Genomic DNA, 17,381 nt, shown 5'->3' on the forward strand with positions numbered 1-17,381 from the left:
GGATCTCTTTAGGATTCTGACTTCGGACGCTGTCCGAGGAAGAAGGACGAGGACTTCAGCGGCGCGAAGGTCGGCCGCTTCAGGCCGGCGCCCAGGAGCGGCGCGGTGTCGAGCGGCGCGCTGATCGCGGCCGTCGTGTGGCCTTGCGGCGCATCCGGCGTGCAGGTGCCGGCGACGAAGCTCGGCTCGGGTCCGAACGCGGTGCCGCGGCGGGCGTATTTGTCGTAGGAGAGCGGAAGGGTGTTGTTCAGGCCCTCGTGGCCGTTGCCGCCCTTGGCGTCGATCGCCATCATCTCGCTCTGGCACATCTTGCCGGTCTCGACGCACATGTTGAGGATCAGGCGGTAGAGATCGGAATCGACCGTGCCCCAGCGGCGCACGGGCTCGTTCTCGCTGGGCTTTTCGAGCTGGAGATACTCGGTGCGGCCAAGCGAGCCGCCGGCCGATTTGGCCTGCGCGACCCAGGCATCAAAGCCCTTGTCGTCGAGGCCCTGGAAGTTGAAGTGCATGCCGGAGAAGCCGGCGCCGCTGTAGTTCGCCGAAAAGCCCCTGTAGGTGCCGGCGTGGTTCACCACGGCATGGAGCTTGGTCTCCATGCCCGGCATCGCATAGATCTGGCCGGCGAGCGCGGGGATGTAGAACGAGTTCATCACCGAAGAGGCGGTGATGCGGAAGTTGATCGGGCGATCGACGGGCGCGGCCAGATCGTTGACGGTGGCGATTCCGTAATCCGGATAGATGAAGAGCCACTTCCAGTCGAGCGCGACGACGTCGACCTCGAGCGGCGCCTTGGACTGGTCGATGGCGCGGTCGGCATGGATGCGGCCGAGCGTCCGATAGGGGTCGAGCAGATGCGTGCCCATCCAGGTCAGCGCGCCCAGGCAGACGATGATCAACAGCGGTGCGGACCAGATCACCAGCTCGAGCTTGGTCGAGTGATCCCAATCCGGCTCGTAGCGGGCCGAGCTGTTGGACTGGCGGTAGCGCCAGGCAAACAGCACCGTCAGCGCCATCACGGGGACGACGATGAGGAGCATCAGGACGGTGGAGATGATGACGAGGTCGCGCTGTTGCGCCGCGATATCGCCGGCTGGCGCCAGCACGACGTAGTTGCAGCCGCTGAGCGCAACTGCCAGGGGTAGCAGCGCCAGGATCTTGAGACGGGACACGGGCCGAGCCTTATGAGAATGAGTTTCCTTTGCGGGGCCAAGGGGTAGCTGCGGCGCAACAATCCGGACATTGGACAATTTGTCCAATGTTGCATTGCGGGATGATCGGTCAGACAGGGTCGGATTGCCTGGCGCCCGCCGGGCGGTCGGCTTTGGTTTTCAGGACGTTAAGGGCGCACGAATGGCGACGGCACAGACCCCCGCAATGGCAGACCTCCACTCGGGCGAGCACGGCCACGACCAGGCCAGTCCCGGCGAAATCGCCATCGGCGTCATCATCGGCCGCACCTCGGAATTCTTTGATTTCTTCGTATTCGCGATCGCCTCGGTGATCGTGTTCCCGCGCCTTGTCTTTCCGTTCACCAGCGAACTGACCGGCACCCTCTATTCCTTCATGATCTTCGCGCTGGCCTTCATGGCGCGGCCGATCGGCACCGTCATCTTCATGACGGTCGACCGCAGCTACGGCAAGACGGCCAAGCTCATCTCGGCGCTGTTCCTGCTTGGCACCGCCACCGTGGCGCTCGCATTCCTGCCGGGCTATCACGAGATCGGCGTCGCCGCGATCTGGCTGCTGGCGCTGGCGCGCATCGCGCAGGGTCTGGCCTGGGGCGGCGCCTGGGACGGCATGGCCTCGCTGCTAGCGCTGAACGCGCCGGCTTCCAAGCGCGGCTGGTACGCGATGGTGCCGCAGCTTGGCGCGCCGCTCGGACTGATCGTCGCGAGCGCGCTGTTCGCCTATTTCGCCGGCAATCTCTCGGCCGACGATTTCTTTGATTGGGGCTGGCGCTATCCGTTCTTCGTCGCTTTCGCCATCAACGTCGTGGCGCTGTTCGCGCGCCTGCGCATGGTGACGACAGAGGAATATGCCTCGCTGTTCGAGACCCGCGAGCTCCAGCCCGCGCGCATCTCCGACACCGTCGCGCGTGAAGGCCACAACATCATGCTGGGCGCATTCGCGCCGCTGGCGAGCTTCGCGCTGTTCCACATGGTCACGGTGTTTCCGCTGTCCTGGGTGTTCCTGTTCACCCGCGAGAGCCCGGTGCGCTTTTTGATCATCGAGATCGTCGCCGCCGTGTTCGGCGTCGCCGCGATCGTGGTCTCCGGCATCATCGCCGACCGCGTCGGGCGCAAGTCGCTGCTGATGGGTTCGGCGATCGCGATCGCGATCTACAGCGGTTTCGCCCCGCAGCTGCTCGATGCTGGTGCGTTCGGCGAGACCATCTACATGGTGATCGGCTTCATCCTGCTCGGCCTGTCCTTCGGACAGTCCTCGGGCGCGATCGCCTCGAATTTCAAGCAGATGTACCGCTACACGGCTTCCGCGCTGACCTCGGACATGGCCTGGCTGTTCGGTGCCGGGTTCGCTCCGCTCGTCGCGCTGCTGCTGGCCACCAATCTCGGCGTCATCGCCTCGGGCGCGTACCTGCTGTCGGGCGCGTTCTGGACCCTGCTCGCGCTCTGGCTCAGCGGCCAGCGCGAGGCCGGCGACATGGACGCGGGCCAATCCTCCAACTGACGGGAATAAAATTCGGCCCGGACGATCCTGTTTGCGGACCGCAAACAGGAGATCACATGAACGTCTGGCGGCCGTATTCCGTCCTCCGGCGAAGCACCGCAAGCCTGGCTCCCGCCGCGGTCGCGATTGCGCTGCTGTGTGCAGCCGGTCCCGCGGGGGCCACCGGCGATGCCGCGCGCGGCCAGACGCTCTACAAGGGCTGCGCAGACTGTCACTCCATCAACGAGAATGGCGTCGGCCCGATGCACAAGGGCGTGGTCGGGCGCAAGGCGGGCAGCGTTCCCGGTTACGACTATTCGCCCGATCTGAAGAATTCGGGAATCGTCTGGACCGAGGAGAACCTCGACAAATGGCTGACCGGACCGCAAGCGATGGTGCCCGAGACCAAGATGTTCTTCGATGTGCCGGATGCGCAGGATCGCGCCGACATCATCGCGTATTTGAAGGAGAAGGCGCGGTAGGCGGTGCAGGTCTCGTAGCGTGAGCAAAGGCGCTTAAGCGCCGTGCCCACGATCGTTCTCGATCAATCAGATTGGGTGGGCACGCTTCGCTTTGCCCACCCTATGGCAGCTACGGCAGCTGCCCCAGCTTCAATCGGTCACGATCTTCACGCGGTCGCGCACCTTCACCTGCGCGTTGCGATCGAGGCCGTTGAGTACACGAAAACGTTCGGCGGGGTGATCGACGCCGGCCATGCGGTGCGACAGCGATTCCGCGGTGTCGCCGGGCTGCACGGTGATCACCTTGATGCGCAGCGGTCGCGCGGCTTGGATCTCTTCGAGCGTCAGGCGGCGGAATGAGTTGACGGTCTCGCGCGCATTGCGCTCGCTCTCGGTCGATTTCTGCCGCGTGGCGAAGATAAAGCGATAGACGTCGCTGCCGAAGCGCAGCGCATAGACCTTGAACTGCCACTGGTCGCCCTTGGCGGTGGCAGATGCGGCCGGGAAGCCGTTAATGGTCAGGTCCTCGGTGGATGCCTTCTCGACGCCCTCCATCCAGCCGGAATTGAGATAGTCGCCGAGCGACTGTTCGGCCGGCACGCGCACGACGTCGAAGCGCATCGCCTGCGAGCCGCCCTCGCGCACGCCGATCACCGCCTGCGCAGTGTTATCGAGCGTGAAATTATCAGGCGCCTGGAAGGTAAAGCCGAGCTTCGGATGCAGGAAGCGCCGGCCGCGGACAAAACCTTCGCTGGGGTCCTCGCCATAGACGAGATTGTCGATCGCGGAGAGATAGCTCTCCCGGTCGCGTTCGGCGCCCTCGGGCGCCGCATATTGCCGCGCGATGGTCTGTGCATTTTGCACCCGTTCGGGCGTTGCCGGATGCGACGAGGTGAAATCCTGCGCGCGCGGGTCGAGCGAAGTCTTGCCGGCCTTCAGCTCGGCATTGCGCTCCATCGCCGAGAGGAAGCGGGCGGCACCATAGGGATCGAAATGCGCCTTGGCGGAGATGCCGACGCCAATGCCGTCAGCCTCGAACTCCTGGTTGCGCGAAAAGCTCGCCATGGTGAGCTTGGTTTTGGCGAGCGCGAGCGCGGTGAGATCGGGGTCCGTGCTCATGTCGGTGACGACACGCGTGACGATCGCAGCCTGGCGCGCCTGGTCCTCGCGCATTGCGGCGTGCCTGGACAGCACATGCGCCATCTCGTGGCTGAGCACGGAGGACAATTCCGAGGTATCGCTGGCAAGCGCCAGAAGCCCGCGCGTGACGTAGAGCTGGCCGTTCGGCAGCGCGAAGGCGTTCACCGCGCCGGAGTTGAGAATGGTGACCTTGTAGCCCTGATCGGGACGGTCTGACGCGGCGACGAGCCGGTCGACGGTCTTGCTGACGAGGGATTCGAGCTTGGGGTCGTCATAGGTGCCGCCATAGCTCGCCAGGATGCGTTCGTGTTCTTTCTCCGTCGCCGGGGTCTGGGCGACCGCCGGCTTCGGCTTGGGCATCGCGACGGTCGGCGGGGCTGCCGCGGTCTGGAACCGGCCCATATCGCCGCAACCGGCGAGTGCCGTGCCCAGCGCAAGGCAAAGCGCGGCCGGCGCAGCCCGTAGGCGGCGGCCATCACCTCGTCCGTGCCGTTCTAGCACCCCATTCACGTCGCTTAACCCGTGCCCGGCCCGATTTAAGGCCTTACCCCTGTCGGTTCGTTTGCGCCCAGCAACTCGACCTGTCCCACGAGACGCACATCGATACGCGGCCCCGTATTCCCCTCAACCCAGCCCCGAACGCGAACACGCTTATTTTCCAGGGACTTAAGGGTAATTCCGGCGCTTTCGAACGCCGGTAGATTGCGCTTTGAGATAGTCGCCGTAAAGCCGCGTGTCCAGCTTCGTCCGAAGTTGAGGTAGGTCATTGCCCCAGCTTGCCGGACGGACAGGACTTTGCCCTCGACGACCATAAAGCGCCCGATCCCGGCCAAAATATCGTCCGGACTTTCCGCGTTTTTTATGGCCGACGGGTCAGCCCAACTGCCCTTTTTTTGGCGCCGCGCCTCGGCTTCCGACGCCATCAGAGCCGCCGCGCAGTCCTTGTCCGCGATCTCGGCGGAGACGAGCGCGTCGCCCTGGGCGAGCAGGGCGGCCTGGATAGAGCTATCGCTTTCGCCGATGAAGACCAGCGCGCCCTGGCGACCGTAACGGTCGGGCGTGTCGTCAGTGCTGCGCAGGATGACGTCGCGGCCGACGAGCAGGGAAGTCAATGCTTGCTTCGTCGCCGCCGTCGCTTCGATCCCGGTGAGGCGGACCTCGCGGCCGTCGTCGAGACGGACGCTGCGTGCATCGACGACCGCCGCGACGCGTCCTTCGCCCTGTGCCTCGAATTGGCACGGTGTCGCGCACGCAGGGTGACCTGCGATGAAGAGAAGCGCGACGGTGAGGTGAAGAAGGGGTTGCGTCACATGACCCGGAGAGGTTGCGTTAGGCGCGAATGCTAACTCAGAAGCGGTGAGGCGCGAAGAGGCTTCCACGCACTCCGTCATTGCGAGCGCAGCGAAGCAAACCAGAGTGTTTCCGCAGTGAGGTTCTGGATTGCTTGTTGCGCTCGCAATGACGCGGAGACATTCGTTCGCGTCTCACCATTCCGTTTTGCGGAAAACATGCGCGGCAATCAGGCCCTCGCAACGCACCGGCGCTTGCTGCGCTCTTGCGCATGCGGCATGATTGCGACAACAACGATAATCAAGCCGCCATCAGAGCCAGGCGATCAAGGGAGGTTGTTTTTCCATGAAGCATATTTTGTCGGGCATTTTTGCCGCCGCGTTTGCCCTCAGCGCGAGTGCCGCCGCGCAGGCCCAGGACAAGCCGCCGCTGAAGATCGGCGGCATCCTCGACATGTCGAGCCTCTACGCCGACATCACCGGCCCCGGCAGCGAGACCGCAGCCAAAATGGCTGTCGAGGATTTCGGCGGCGAGGTACTGGGACGCAAGATCGAGGTACTGGCGGCCGATCATCAGAACAAGGCCGATCTCGCCGCCAACATCGCGCGCGACATGCTCGACAATCAGGGCGTCGAGATGATCTACGACGTCGCGGCGTCCGCCACAGCGCTGGCCGCGGGCGAGATCGCGAAGGCGCGGGGCAAGATCATCATCTTCAACGGGCCCGGCTCGATCCGCCTCTCCAACGAGGCCTGCGGTCCCACTACCGTGCACTATGTGTTCGACACTTACGGCCAGGCCAATGTCACCGGCCTCGCCGCCGTGAAATCGGGCCTTGACACCTGGTTCTTCCTCACCGCCGACTATGCCTTCGGCCAGGATCTGGAGAAGGACACCAGCGCCGTCGTCACCAAGACCGGCGGCAAGGTGCTGGGCAGTGTGCGTCATCCGCTCAACACCTCGGACTTCTCGTCGTTCCTGCTGCAGGCGCAGGCGTCGAAAGCCAAGGTGATCGGACTCGCGAATGCCGGCGGCGACACCGTCAACGCGATCAAGCAGGCGGCCGAGTTCGGCATCATGAAAGGCGGCCAGAAGGTCTCGCCATTGCTGGCCTTCGTCACCGATATCGACTCGATCGGGCTCGAGACCGCGCAGGGCCTGCTGCTGGCCGAAGCCTTCTACTGGGACATGAACGACGAGACCCGCGCATTTTCGAAACGCTTCATGGAGCGCGTCAAGCGGCCGCCGACCTCGGCGCAGGCCGGCGTCTATTCCTCGGTCACGCACTATCTGAAGGCGGTGAAGGCGGCTGGCACCACCGACGCTGCTGCGGTCATGAAGGTGATGAAGGAGACGCCGATCAACGACTTCTTCGCTCATGACGGCAAGATCCGCGAGGACGGCCGCATGGTCCACGACATGTACCTGTTCGAAGTGAAGAAGCCGTCGGAGTCCAAGGGCCGTTGGGACGATTACAAGCTGCTCGCCACCGTGCCGGCCAATGAGGCGTTCCAGTCGCTGGAGCAGTCGCGCTGCCCGCTGGTGAAAAAGTGACGGCGTGACGTAAGTCACGACGTCATTGCGAGGAGCCCGCGACAAAATTGCGAAGCAATTTTGCGCTGGTGCGACGAAGCAATCCAGGTTGCATCTGCGGAGACATCTCTGGATTGATTCGCTTCGCTCGCAATGACGACGTGGTGAGAGCTCGGTCAACAAACAGAGGAAACCTCGCATGAACGACATGGTCCTGCAAAAGCTCGAAGGCGGGCTGCTCACCATCACCATGAATCGCCCCGAGCGGAAGAATGCGCTCAATCCCGAGATGGTCTCAGGCCTCGTCGAAGCGGCGCGGCGAGCGGCTGACGATCCCGAGGTGCGGGCGGTGCTGTTCAAGGGAGCCGGCGGCTCGTTCTGTGTCGGCGGCGACGTCAAGTCGATGGCCGCAGGCCGCGCGCCGCTGCCTTTCGAGCAAAAGCTTGCGAACCTCCGCCGCGGCATGGAGGTCTCGCGCATCCTGCATCAGATGCCAAAGCCCGTGGTGGCGCAGCTCGATGGTGCCGCGGCCGGCGCCGGCTTGTCGATGGCGCTGTCCTGCGATCTGCGCATCGCCTCCGAATCCTGCAAGATCACCACCGCCTTTGCCAAGGTCGGCTTCTCCGGCGACTACGGCGGCACCTATTTCCTGACCCAGCTGCTCGGCAGTGCGCGGGCGCGCGAGCTGTACCTGATGTCGCCGGTGCTCACGGCCAGGGAAGCGCACGCGATCGGCATGGTGACGAAGGTCGTGCCCGACGCCGAGATCGATGCGGCCGCGCATGAGCTCGCATTGTCGTTGGCGCAGGGGCCCTCGATCGCGCTCGGCTACATCAAGCGCAACATCAACAATGCCGAGCATCTGCCGCTGGAGGATTGCTTCGACGGCGAGGCAATCCATCACACCCGCTGCGGCGATACCGAGGATCACAAGGAGGCCGCGAAGGCCTTCGTCGAGAAGCGCAAGCCGTCCTTCAAGGGCGCATGACGATGGCGCCCTATATGCGGCTGCGGCAGATCTGTCTGGTCGCGCCGCATCTCGAGCCTGTCATCTCCGAGATCGCGGAGATCATGGGCCTTTCCGTCTGCTACCGCGACGGCAATGTCGCCAAATACGGCCTGGAGAACGCGCTGCTCCCGGTCGATACGATTCTGCTGGAGGTGGTGGCGCCATTCAAGGACGGCACCACCGCCGGCCGCTTCATCGAGAAGACCGGCGGCCGCGGCGGCTACATGGCGATCTTCTGCTGCAATGATCCCGACGAGCGCGGCCGTCATGCGAACGCGATGGGCGTGCGTACCGCCAACGTGATCGACCACGCGCCCTATCATGGCGTACAGCTCCACCCCCGCGATTGCCGCGCCGCCTTCATCGAGTTCAACCACACCGAAGGCAGCGACGACATCCTGGGCCCATATCCGCCGGCCGGACCGGAGTGGCAAAAGTTCATCCGCAAGGACGTGACGCAGGCGCTGACGGCGGTGGAGATGCAAGGCCCGGATCCCCAAGGGCTGGCGGCGCATTGGGGCCGGATCATCGGCGTTGCGCCTGGCGATGCCGAGTTGAAGCTGGCCAATGCCACGTTCCGCTTCGTCAAGGGCGCGAGCGAAATCATGAGCGCGCTGGAGTTTCGGGTGACCGACCCCGCGAGCGTGCTGCACGCCGCCAAGGCGAAGGGGCTTGCGGTGGCGGGGAATGAGTTCCTGCTGGGCGGGGTGACGTTCCGCGTCAGTTGATTCCCTTGATGCGTGTGTGCGGCGGATGCACGAAGAACAAGAAGAGGATCATGTCATGACCCATCCGCTCGACACCTTCTTCGCGCCCGCAAGCATCGCGCTGATCGGCGCCTCGCGCGATCACGAGAAGATCCCGGGCCGGCTGCTCGCGATGCTGCGCAAGAACGATTATCCCGGCAAGATCTATCCGGTGAACCCGAACTACGCGGATATCGATGGGCTCACCTGCTACAAATCGATCGCGGAGATCGGCGTCCCAATCGATCTAGCCGTCATCATGATCCCGGCGCGCGCGGTGCTCCCCGCGCTCGAGCAATGCGCCGCCGCAGGCGTCAGGAACGCCGTCATCATCTCCTCCGGCTTTGCCGAGGAAGGCGGCGACAGCGCAGCGATGCAGAGCGCGATCGCCGCGCTGGCAAGGCGCACCGGCATGCGGATTTCCGGCCCGAATGCCGAGGGCTTCTTCAGTCAGATGCAACGCGTCGCGGCAACGTTCAGTCCGGCCGTCGACGTCAAGCCCGGAGTGGTGCCGCTGGTCGCCACCACGAAGCGGATCGGCATCGTCGCGCAGAGCGGCGGCATCGGCTTCGCCTATTACCACCGCGCCAAGGCGCTCGGCATCGCCGTGAGCTACGTGGTCAGCTCCGGCAATGAATCCGACCTCGGCGCCGGCGAATTCCTGGACTACATGGTGCGGGATGGCTCGACCGACGTGATCCTGCTGTTCATCGAAGGCATCCGCGACGTCGACAAGTTCCTGGTCGCGGCGCGGCGGGCCGCTGAGATCAGGAAGCCGGTCATCGTGACGAAGGTCGGCCGCTCCGGCGCCGGCCAGCGTGCCGCTGCCTCGCACACGGCGAGCATGGCCGGCTGGTCGGCAGCTTATGATGCCGTGTTTGCCACATATGGTTTCATCGTTTCCAACGACCTCGACGAGGCGCTGACGATCGCCGCCGTGCTCACGAGCAACCCTCTGCCGAAAGGTGATCGCGTTGCCGTTGTCACCGTGTCCGGGGGCGCCGGCATCTGGGGCACCGATGCCGTGGCGCTGCAAGGCCTGCAGGTGCCGGAACTCTCGGAGCCGATCCAGGCGGAGATCAAGGCGCTGATGCCGTCCTACGGCACGGCGCGCAATCCCATCGACGTCACGGCGCAGGGGGTCACATCAGGCGGTCTTCAGAAGAGCGTCGATCTGCTGACGGTCTCGGACGAGATCGACGCGATCCTGGTCGTGCTGTCGCTGTCGAGCGAGGTGCGCAAGCCGTTCAAGGAGCCGGAGTTGACGCCGGTGCTGGCGGCGCAGCACAAGCCGGTGGTGTTCTATTCCTACACGGTGCCGTCGGAGTTCGCGCGGCGCGAGCTTGCCAAGTCCGGCGTCGTGGTGCTCTCGGGCCTCACCCATGTCGGTGTCGCGATGCGACGGCTCGTGGACTACGCGAAATTCACCCTGTCAACCCCAGCGGGTGACACGCGGCTGCCGGCGCGCGATCTCTCCGCGCACCTGCTCTCGCCGGTTTTGTCCGAGGCCGACAGCAAGGCCTTGCTCCGTGCCGCCGGCATCGCGCTGCCGGACGAAGTGCTGGTTCAGGACAAGAGCGAGCTGGACGCTGCCACCGCGCGTGTCGGCTTCCCCCTGGTGATGAAGATCCAGTCACCCGACATCGCGCACAAGAGCGAGATCGGCGGCGTTCGCGTCAACATCACCACCAAGGGCGAAGTATTCCTGGCGTTCGAGGCGCTGCTGAACAATGCGCGCAAGCACCGGCCGGAGGCGAAGATCCAGGGCGTGCTGGTCGGACCGATGGCCGGGAAGGGCATCGAGATCATCGTCGGCACCATGACGGATCAGACGTTCGGGCCGATGGTGATGGTGGGCCTTGGCGGCATCACCACGGAGCTGTTCCGCGATGCCGTCTACCGTCCCGCCCCAGTCAGCGCGGAAGAGGCCGGCGCGATGCTGGCGGGATTGAAGGCTGCGCCGCTGCTGAACGGCTTTCGAGGGGCGGCGAAGGCGGATGTCTTGGCCCTTGCGCAGTTGATCGCCGACATTTCCGTACTCGCCGCGCGGCATGCAGGCGAGATCGCGGAGATCGAGCTTAACCCCGTACTGGTGCATCCGGAGGGGCAGGGTGTGACGATCGTGGATGCGCTGGTGGTGAAGCTCATCTCCCCCTGAAATTCGCCACGCGCCGTTCTTCCGTGGCCTTCACGCCTTCCTTGAAATCTTCCGTTGCGCGCAGGCGCGTCTGTTCGGCGAGCTCGTGGTTGGTTGCAGCCATCACGCGGTCGGCGAGGCCGGCACGCATCGTGGCCCGGGTGGAGAGCAGGCCGAGCGGCGAGCATTCGGCGATTTCGGCGGCGAGCTTCATTGCTTCCGCCTTCACCTGGTCCTGCGGCACGAGCACATTGGCGAGGCCCCACTTATACGCCTCTTCGCCGGTGACGCGGCGGCTGGTGTAGAACATCAGCTCGGCGTTGTTCTTGCCGATCAGCTCGGGCAGCGTCGTCGTCAGGCCGAAGCCGGGATGAAAGCCGAGTTTGGTGAAATTCGCGGAGAAGCGCGCCTCGGGACAGGTGACGCGGAAATCGGCCGACACGGCAAGGCCGAGACCGCCGCCGATGGCAGCGCCCTGCACGGCAGCGACGATCGGCTTCTTGGCACGGAAGATGCGCACGGCCTGGATGTAGAGATGATTGATCGGGCCGAGGCTGTCGGCCGGATCGCCCTTGGCTTTGTTCTCGGCCTCCTTGGCTTCCTGCGCCTGCCGCGCCGGATCCTGGAAATTGGCGCCGGCGCAGAACGCCTTGCCCTGCGCCGAGAGAACGGAGGCGCGGATCTCGATGTCGCGGTCGAACTCGTCGAGCGCATCCGCGATCTGGTTGATCAGCGAGATGTCGAAGAAGTTGAGCGGCGGCCTGCGAATCTCGATGGTGCCGACGTGTCCGACCTTCTCGACGCCGATATCCTTGTAAGTGGTCATTGCTAGTCTCCAATATCTCAGTAGCGAAGAACCACCTCTCCCAAGGGAGAGGTGATCGGAGCGAGCCGCGACAGCGGCGTCCATCCGCGTCAGCGCAAGCCCAGCCCGCGCGCGATGATGCCGCGCAAGACTTCGGTGGTGCCGCCCTGAATGGTGAGTTTCGGCGCGGTCTTGATGGCGAAATCGAGTTGCCGCTGCAGCGTCTCGCGGTTGGTCGCGGTCTCCTCGACGAAGGCGGCGAGATCGCGCACGCGATGCGGAAGCTGCTGCTCCCAGACCGTGCCGATATCCTTGACGATGGAGGCCTCCACGACGGGCTCCTTGCCCGCCTGCAGCATGCCGGCGACCGACACCGACATGCGCCGCATGGTGTGAAGCTGTGCGACCAGGCGACCAATGCCTTCGGCGCTGCGCGTGTCCGGGTTGGGGCCGACGGCGCGGACCAGTTCAGTCAGCACGTAATAGGTTTCGAGGAAGCGCTCGGGGCCCGAGCGTTCATAGGCAAGCTCTGAAGTCGCCTGCTTCCATGCGCCATCGACTTCGCCGAGCACGTGATCGTCGGGGATGAAGTGATCGGTGAACACGACCTCGTTGAACTCATACTGGCCGGTGATCTGGCCGATCGGGTTCACCTTGATGCCCGGCTGCTTCATTTTCACGAGGAACTGGGTGAGCCCGTGGCGGCGGTTCTCCTTGGTCGGCGGCGATGTCCGGAAGATCGCGATCATGTAGTCGGCGATATGCGCCGACGAGGTCCAGATCTTGGTGCCGTTGATGAGATAGCCGCCGTCGGTCTTGGTCGCGCGTGTCTTCGCCGCGAACAGGTCCGAGCCGGAGTTCGGCTCGCTCATGCCGATGGCAAAGCACACTTCGCCTTTGCAGATGCGCGGCAGGATGTCCATTTTGATGTGCTCGGGTGCATATTTCAGCAGCACCGGGCCGCTCTGACGGTCGGCGACGAAGAAGCGCCGCGTCGGGGCGTTGGCGACGCGCATCTCCTCGGTCACAACATAGCGCTCGAGGAAGGAACGCTCCTGGCCACCATACTTCTTCGGCCAGGTCATGCCGATCCAGCCGCGTTCGCCGACGCGGCGGCAGAATTCCGGCACGTCGGTGTCCTCGCGGTTGGGTTTGCTCGTATCGAAGGTACCGCGGGCGGCTTCCTCGGCGAGGAAGGCGCGCACTTCCTTGCGGAGTTGCTCGCACTTCTCGGGCAGGCGGATCGGATCGAAACGGAGGGCAGCGGTCATGTGTTTCTCTCCCGATCAGCGCGATGCCACGAGCGGCCACAATTCGTCGGCGCCTCTGGAGGCGATCAGCTTGCCGAGTTCGACGGCCCAGTAGCTCTCCGAGCCGAAATCGTCGCGCCAGGCCAGCGCGCGCAGCGAATAGCGGTGCAGGATGTGCTCCATCGTGAAGCCGATCGCACCATGGACCTGATGCGCGATGCCGCCGCCTTTCTCCGCGGCTTCCGCGCAGCGGATCTTGGCCGAGGCGGCTTCGAGATAGATCTCGTCGTCGAAGGACTTTGCGTTTGCGATGGCATCGGCGGCAGATGTCGCGGCCGCAAGCGCTGCGGCGGATTCGCCGGCGAGGCGGGCGAGATTGTGCTGCACCGCCTGGAATTTCGAGATCTTCTTCTCGAAGGCGACGCGCTCGTTGGAATAGCGCACGGAGATGTCGAGCATCGATTCCAGCGCGCCGGCGATCTGAAGGCTGCGGGCGACGCCGCCCATCAGCATCAAGGTGGCCTGGGAAACGCCATCAGGCGCGGGCTTGATGGTGACGGGCTGCACCTTGTCGAGCGTCACGGTATCGCTGTGGTCGTAGCCGACATTGAGCCCGGCTTCGATCCGGGCCTTGCCCGCATCGACCAGCGCGATCGAGACGCCGTCATTGCCATGCGCCAGAACCGCAAAATGCTTCGCCGCCTTGGCAAAGGGCACGCCGCGGCAACTGCCGGAGAGCGCGCCGTCGGCATCGCGCGTGATGCGATCCCGCGGGTTCGCCGGCAGCACCGTCATCTCGCCTTGGGGCGAGGCGATCTTCCCCTGCGCCAGCAGCCAGCCGGCCAACATGGTTTCGGCGAGGGGAACCGCGACGGCGAAGCGGCCGGCGGCGTTCAGCAGAGCAAAGCCGTCGGCAAGGCTCGCACCCGAGCCGCCAAGATCGTCGGCCACCCAGGACAAGGGGAGGCCGGCTTCGCTCAGCGCCTGCCATAGCGGCGCCTGCCACGCACCTTTCTTGTCGTTGTTGATGGTCTGCGGATCGGCGAGATCGGCGAAGATTTTTTCCGCGGTCTCGACGACGATGTTGTCACTCTCCGCCACAGCGCTCCCCGTATTTTGCCATTGGCGCGTCCTGCTGTCGGGCCGGCGCGCGGGTTTCTTCTTGCGCCCGATGATCCGAAAAAGCCATGGCTCTGACAAGCGTTGATCGCAGGCCCATCTGCACCTTCGGCATGGGGCAAGAACCGGCCTGGACTAATTCCGCTTAGCGGAGTTTGCTTGATTTGCAGGGCGCGTCAAACTCGCTAAACAAGGTGCCGATATTCAATCAAGGGGAAGGAAATCCGGATGGCCAAGGACAATTTGTGCGCAATCGTGACGGGGTCCGCATCCGGGCTTGGCGCAGCAACCGCGGAAATTCTCGCAGCAAGCGGGGCGCGGCTCGTCATCAACTACTCCTCGAGCCAGAAGGAAGCCGAGGCCACGGCAGAGCTCTGCCGCAGGGCGGGTGCGGCGGAAGTGCTGGTCGCGCAGGGCGATGTCTCGAAGGACGAGGATTGCCGCAAGATCGTCGCGGCCGCGAGCGGCTGGGGCAAGCTCGACATCCTCGTCAACAATGCCGGCACCACCAAGCACGTCGCCCATGCCGATCTCGACGGATTGTCGGCGGAGGACTTCCAGCGTCTCTATGGCGTCAACACCATCGGCCCGTTCCAGATGGTGCGCGCGGCGCGGAGCCTGCTCGAGGCTGGCTCCAAGGCGTCGGGACGCCCGTCCGCCGTGGTCAACGTCTCCTCCGTCGCCGGCCTCAGCGGCGTCGGCTCCTCGATCGCCTATGCCGCGAGCAAGGGCGCGCTCAATACGATGACGCTGTCGCTGTCGCGCGCGCTGGCGCCGCTGATCCGCGTCAACACGGTCTGCCCCGGCTATATCGACACGCCCTGGTTCACCAAGGGCCGCGGCGAAGCCGGCGCCAAGCAGGTGCGCGACAGCGTGATTGCCAAGGTGCCGCTGAAGGTCGCTTCATCCGCCGAGGACATCGCGCAGCTCGTCTGCTTCCTGGCGATGCCGGCCTCCAGCAACATGACCGGTGAAGTCGTGCGCATGGATGCAGGGATGCATTTGATCACGTGAGGTCGTCATTGCGAGCGTAGCGAAGCAATCCAGACTGCCTCCAAGGCAACATTCTGGATTGCTTCGCCGTAAGAACTCCTCGCATTGGCGACGAGGAGGCAGATGGCGTCCTCGCGCGACGGCTAGCGCCTACCCCTTGATCACCCCGCTCGCGACCAGCCGGTGCCAGATGAACAGCACCACCACGGCGCCGATCGTGGCCATGATGAATCCTGCGCCCTGATCCGGACCGTAGTGGCCGATCGCCTGGCCGATGAAGGTCGCCAGGAATGCACCGGCGATGCCGAGGATGGTGGTGAGGATGAAGCCGCTCGGATTGTTCGGTCCCGGCGCCAGGAAGCGTGCGATCAGTCCTGCGACGAAGCCGACCACGATGATCCACAACAGGCCGCCCATGCTCATGTCAGTGCTCCCCTTGTCGAACGCGAAGACCTCGATTGATCAAATCCGTCCCGCGATCTCGTTCTCGGTCGGCAGCCGGCCGTCCGGCGTCAAATGATCGACCACCCGCGGCAGGTACTGGCTGAGGCCGGAGAGCAGCTCGTCGCGCGACAGCCCGCTCTGGGCTGACAGGCTGTCGATCTGGTCGGCGCCGAGCGCGTTGGCGAGATCGCCGGGTGCGATCGGCTTGTTCTCGCCCTTGCTGACCCAGGAGTTCGCAGTGTCCCCGTGGCCGCTCTGCTGCAACTGGTTGAGCAGATCACCGAGTCCGCCGCTCAGCACGCTGCCGGCGGCGCCGCCCGCGAGCAGGCCGCCGAGGCCGCCCTTGAGCACGTCACTCAGACCGCCGCCCGTGCCTGCATTCACGGGCGGAGGTGCCGGCGCCGGCGATGGCTGCGGCGCGGAGCCGGATTGGGGCGCGGTGAAATGCTTGAACGCCTTCCAGGCGAGCAGGCCGAGGATCGCCATGGTCATCGGCGACATGCCGCCGGAGGATTGTTGTGAGCTCGGGGTGCTCGGGCCGCGGGGACCGTTCTGCATGCCGTTGAGGACGTCGAGTAGACCCATGGTGCTCTCCTTTGGCGTTCTCGTCGGCGAGCTCTCGCCGGTGACAAGCCCCCGGACAAAAACATATGGGGCTCTCATGACGGTTACAAGGCAGATGCGCCTTGGCCGCGGTGAGCAGACGGCCTCGCCTCTGCGTCCCGGCTCTGCTATCGGAAGCCGGGCATTCAGGGAGCAAGTCAGGTGGTGACGGATCGACCGATCGTGGTGGCCGGCGCAGGCGCCATCGGCTGTTTTGTCGGAGGCCAGCTGGCGGCCGCCGGTCGTCGCGTCGCCCTTCTGGTGCGGCCGCGGGTGAAGACCGAGATCGAGCGCTTCGGCCTGCGGCTCACGGATTTCGACGGTTCCGAGCAGAAACTGGATGCGGGCCGGCTGGCACTGTCCGAGGATCCTGCGATCTTTCACAGCGCCGGCATCGTGCTGGTCACGGTGAAGAGCGCCGACACGGCCGACATCGCGGATCAGATCGTCCGGCATGCGCCGCAGGATGCGGTCATCGTGTCGCTGCAGAACGGCGTCGGCAATGTTGCTGTGCTGAATGAGCGGCTTGGCGGCCGGCGCGTGCTCGCCGGCATGGTGCCGTTCAACGTGGTGGCGATGGGGGAAGGGCGTTTTCACCGCTCGAGCTCCGGCGACATCCAGATCGGTGAGGATGCGAGCAACACTGCTGCTGCGTTGTCGGTGCCCGGTCTCACCATGCGCGCGAGCCGCGACATCACCGGCGTGCAATGGGGCAAGCTGATCATCAACCTCAATAATGCGCTCAGCGCGCTCTCCGACATGCCGCTCGTCGCGCAATTGGCGGACCGCGACTGGCGGCGGTTGTTCGCGGACCAGATGGCGGAGGGGCTTGCCGCGCTGAAGGCTGCCGGCATCACGCCGGTGTCGGCAACGCCGATCCCGATGAGCTGGACGCCGAGCTTGCTGAGATTGCCCGACGTGATCTTCAACGCGATCCTGGGGCGTACAATGAAGATCGACCCCGAGGCACGCTCTTCGATGTGGCAGGACCTGAAGCAGGGCCGCACGACCGAGATCGACTATCTGCAAGGAGCCGTCATTGCGCTCGCCGAGCAGAACAGGGTCGCAGTGCCGCTGATGCGCCGCATTGTTGCGCTGGTGAAGGAGGCGGAGACATCAGGCAAGGGGGCGCCGGCGCTTTCGCCACAGCAGATCCGCGGCGGGGCTTGAGAACAAAGGAGAGG

Annotated in this window: 16 protein-coding genes; 8 read left to right on the plus strand and 8 right to left on the minus strand. The window is 64.8% G+C overall.

Annotated features, from left to right (window positions below; genetic code table 11):
• Positions 1-8: 8 nt before the first annotated feature.
• Positions 9-1,169, minus strand: a complete 1,161-nt coding sequence (cyoA, locus tag IF809_RS18660; protein ID WP_453981522.1) for a ubiquinol oxidase subunit II — start codon at positions 1,167-1,169, stop codon at positions 9-11.
• 181 nt (positions 1,170-1,350) lie between these two features.
• Between cyoA and IF809_RS18665 the strand changes: the two genes are divergently transcribed.
• Together IF809_RS18665 and IF809_RS18670 are read left to right on the plus strand one after the other, a co-directional pair.
• On the plus strand, positions 1,351-2,688 hold the full coding sequence (locus IF809_RS18665) for an MFS transporter (protein ID WP_453994455.1): 1,338 nt from the start codon (positions 1,351-1,353) through the stop codon (positions 2,686-2,688).
• A 56-nt stretch (positions 2,689-2,744) separates the two neighbouring features.
• Positions 2,745-3,149 carry a c-type cytochrome gene (locus IF809_RS18670; RefSeq protein ID WP_462838157.1) on the plus strand — a complete coding sequence of 135 codons (405 nt, stop codon included), beginning with the start codon at positions 2,745-2,747 and terminating at the stop codon, positions 3,147-3,149.
• Positions 3,150-3,278: 129 nt separating this feature from the next.
• Here the strand turns inward: IF809_RS18670 and IF809_RS18675 are convergent, their stop codons facing one another.
• Positions 3,279-4,670 carry a M48 family metalloprotease gene (locus IF809_RS18675; RefSeq protein WP_244659379.1) on the minus strand — a complete coding sequence of 464 codons (1,392 nt, stop codon included), beginning with the start codon at positions 4,668-4,670 and terminating at the stop codon, positions 3,279-3,281.
• A 134-nt stretch (positions 4,671-4,804) separates the two neighbouring features.
• On the minus strand, positions 4,805-5,659 hold the full coding sequence (locus IF809_RS18680) for a thermonuclease family protein (RefSeq protein WP_462838158.1): 855 nt from the start codon (positions 5,657-5,659) through the stop codon (positions 4,805-4,807).
• Positions 5,660-5,903: 244 nt separating this feature from the next.
• Here IF809_RS18680 and IF809_RS18685 point away from each other — a divergent pair, with 244 nt between their 5' ends.
• From IF809_RS18685 to IF809_RS18700, 4 genes are all read left to right on the plus strand, one after another.
• Positions 5,904-7,112, plus strand: a complete 1,209-nt coding sequence (locus IF809_RS18685; RefSeq protein WP_462838159.1) for an ABC transporter substrate-binding protein — start codon at positions 5,904-5,906, stop codon at positions 7,110-7,112.
• A gap of 178 nt (positions 7,113-7,290) precedes the next feature.
• The gene (locus IF809_RS18690) at positions 7,291-8,079 is read left to right on the plus strand and encodes an enoyl-CoA hydratase (protein WP_462838160.1); all 789 of its coding nucleotides are present in this window, start codon (positions 7,291-7,293) and stop codon (positions 8,077-8,079) included.
• Between the two features lie 2 nt (positions 8,080-8,081).
• On the plus strand, positions 8,082-8,828 hold the full coding sequence (locus tag IF809_RS18695) for a VOC family protein (RefSeq protein WP_462838161.1): 747 nt from the start codon (positions 8,082-8,084) through the stop codon (positions 8,826-8,828).
• Between the two features lie 55 nt (positions 8,829-8,883).
• A complete protein-coding gene (locus tag IF809_RS18700; protein ID WP_462838162.1) occupies positions 8,884-11,004 on the plus strand; it encodes an acetate--CoA ligase family protein in 2,121 nt (706 codons plus the stop codon).
• On the opposite strand, the gene IF809_RS18705 is transcribed toward IF809_RS18700, so the two are convergent.
• The 3 genes from IF809_RS18705 to IF809_RS18715 form a co-directional block, all read right to left on the minus strand.
• A complete protein-coding gene (locus IF809_RS18705) occupies positions 10,991-11,809 on the minus strand; it encodes an enoyl-CoA hydratase/isomerase family protein (protein ID WP_462838163.1) in 819 nt (272 codons plus the stop codon). The genes IF809_RS18700 and IF809_RS18705 overlap by 14 nt on opposite strands.
• An 89-nt stretch (positions 11,810-11,898) precedes the next feature.
• Positions 11,899-13,059, minus strand: coding sequence for an acyl-CoA dehydrogenase family protein (locus tag IF809_RS18710; RefSeq protein ID WP_453994465.1), 1,161 nt, complete (start codon positions 13,057-13,059; stop codon positions 11,899-11,901).
• A gap of 15 nt (positions 13,060-13,074) precedes the next feature.
• A complete protein-coding gene (locus IF809_RS18715) occupies positions 13,075-14,139 on the minus strand; it encodes an acyl-CoA dehydrogenase family protein (RefSeq protein ID WP_462838164.1) in 1,065 nt (354 codons plus the stop codon).
• 246 nt (positions 14,140-14,385) lie between these two features.
• On the opposite strand from IF809_RS18715, the gene IF809_RS18720 reads away from it, so the two are divergent.
• Positions 14,386-15,171, plus strand: a complete 786-nt coding sequence (locus IF809_RS18720; protein ID WP_462838165.1) for an SDR family NAD(P)-dependent oxidoreductase — start codon at positions 14,386-14,388, stop codon at positions 15,169-15,171.
• 129 nt (positions 15,172-15,300) lie between these two features.
• On the opposite strand, the gene IF809_RS18725 is transcribed toward IF809_RS18720, so the two are convergent.
• Both IF809_RS18725 and IF809_RS18730 read right to left on the minus strand, forming a co-directional pair.
• Positions 15,301-15,573 (minus strand): GlsB/YeaQ/YmgE family stress response membrane protein, encoded by a 273-nt coding sequence (locus IF809_RS18725; RefSeq protein ID WP_188637410.1) that lies wholly within the window; start codon positions 15,571-15,573, stop codon positions 15,301-15,303.
• A gap of 39 nt (positions 15,574-15,612) precedes the next feature.
• A complete protein-coding gene (locus IF809_RS18730) occupies positions 15,613-16,179 on the minus strand; it encodes a YidB family protein (protein ID WP_128963618.1) in 567 nt (188 codons plus the stop codon).
• A 180-nt stretch (positions 16,180-16,359) separates the two neighbouring features.
• On the opposite strand from IF809_RS18730, the gene IF809_RS18735 reads away from it, so the two are divergent.
• The gene (locus IF809_RS18735; protein ID WP_462838166.1) at positions 16,360-17,367 is read left to right on the plus strand and encodes a 2-dehydropantoate 2-reductase; all 1,008 of its coding nucleotides are present in this window, start codon (positions 16,360-16,362) and stop codon (positions 17,365-17,367) included.
• The last annotated feature ends 14 nt before the right edge of the window (positions 17,368-17,381 follow it).

This window comes from Bradyrhizobium sp. UFLA06-24 (assembly GCF_054967145.1).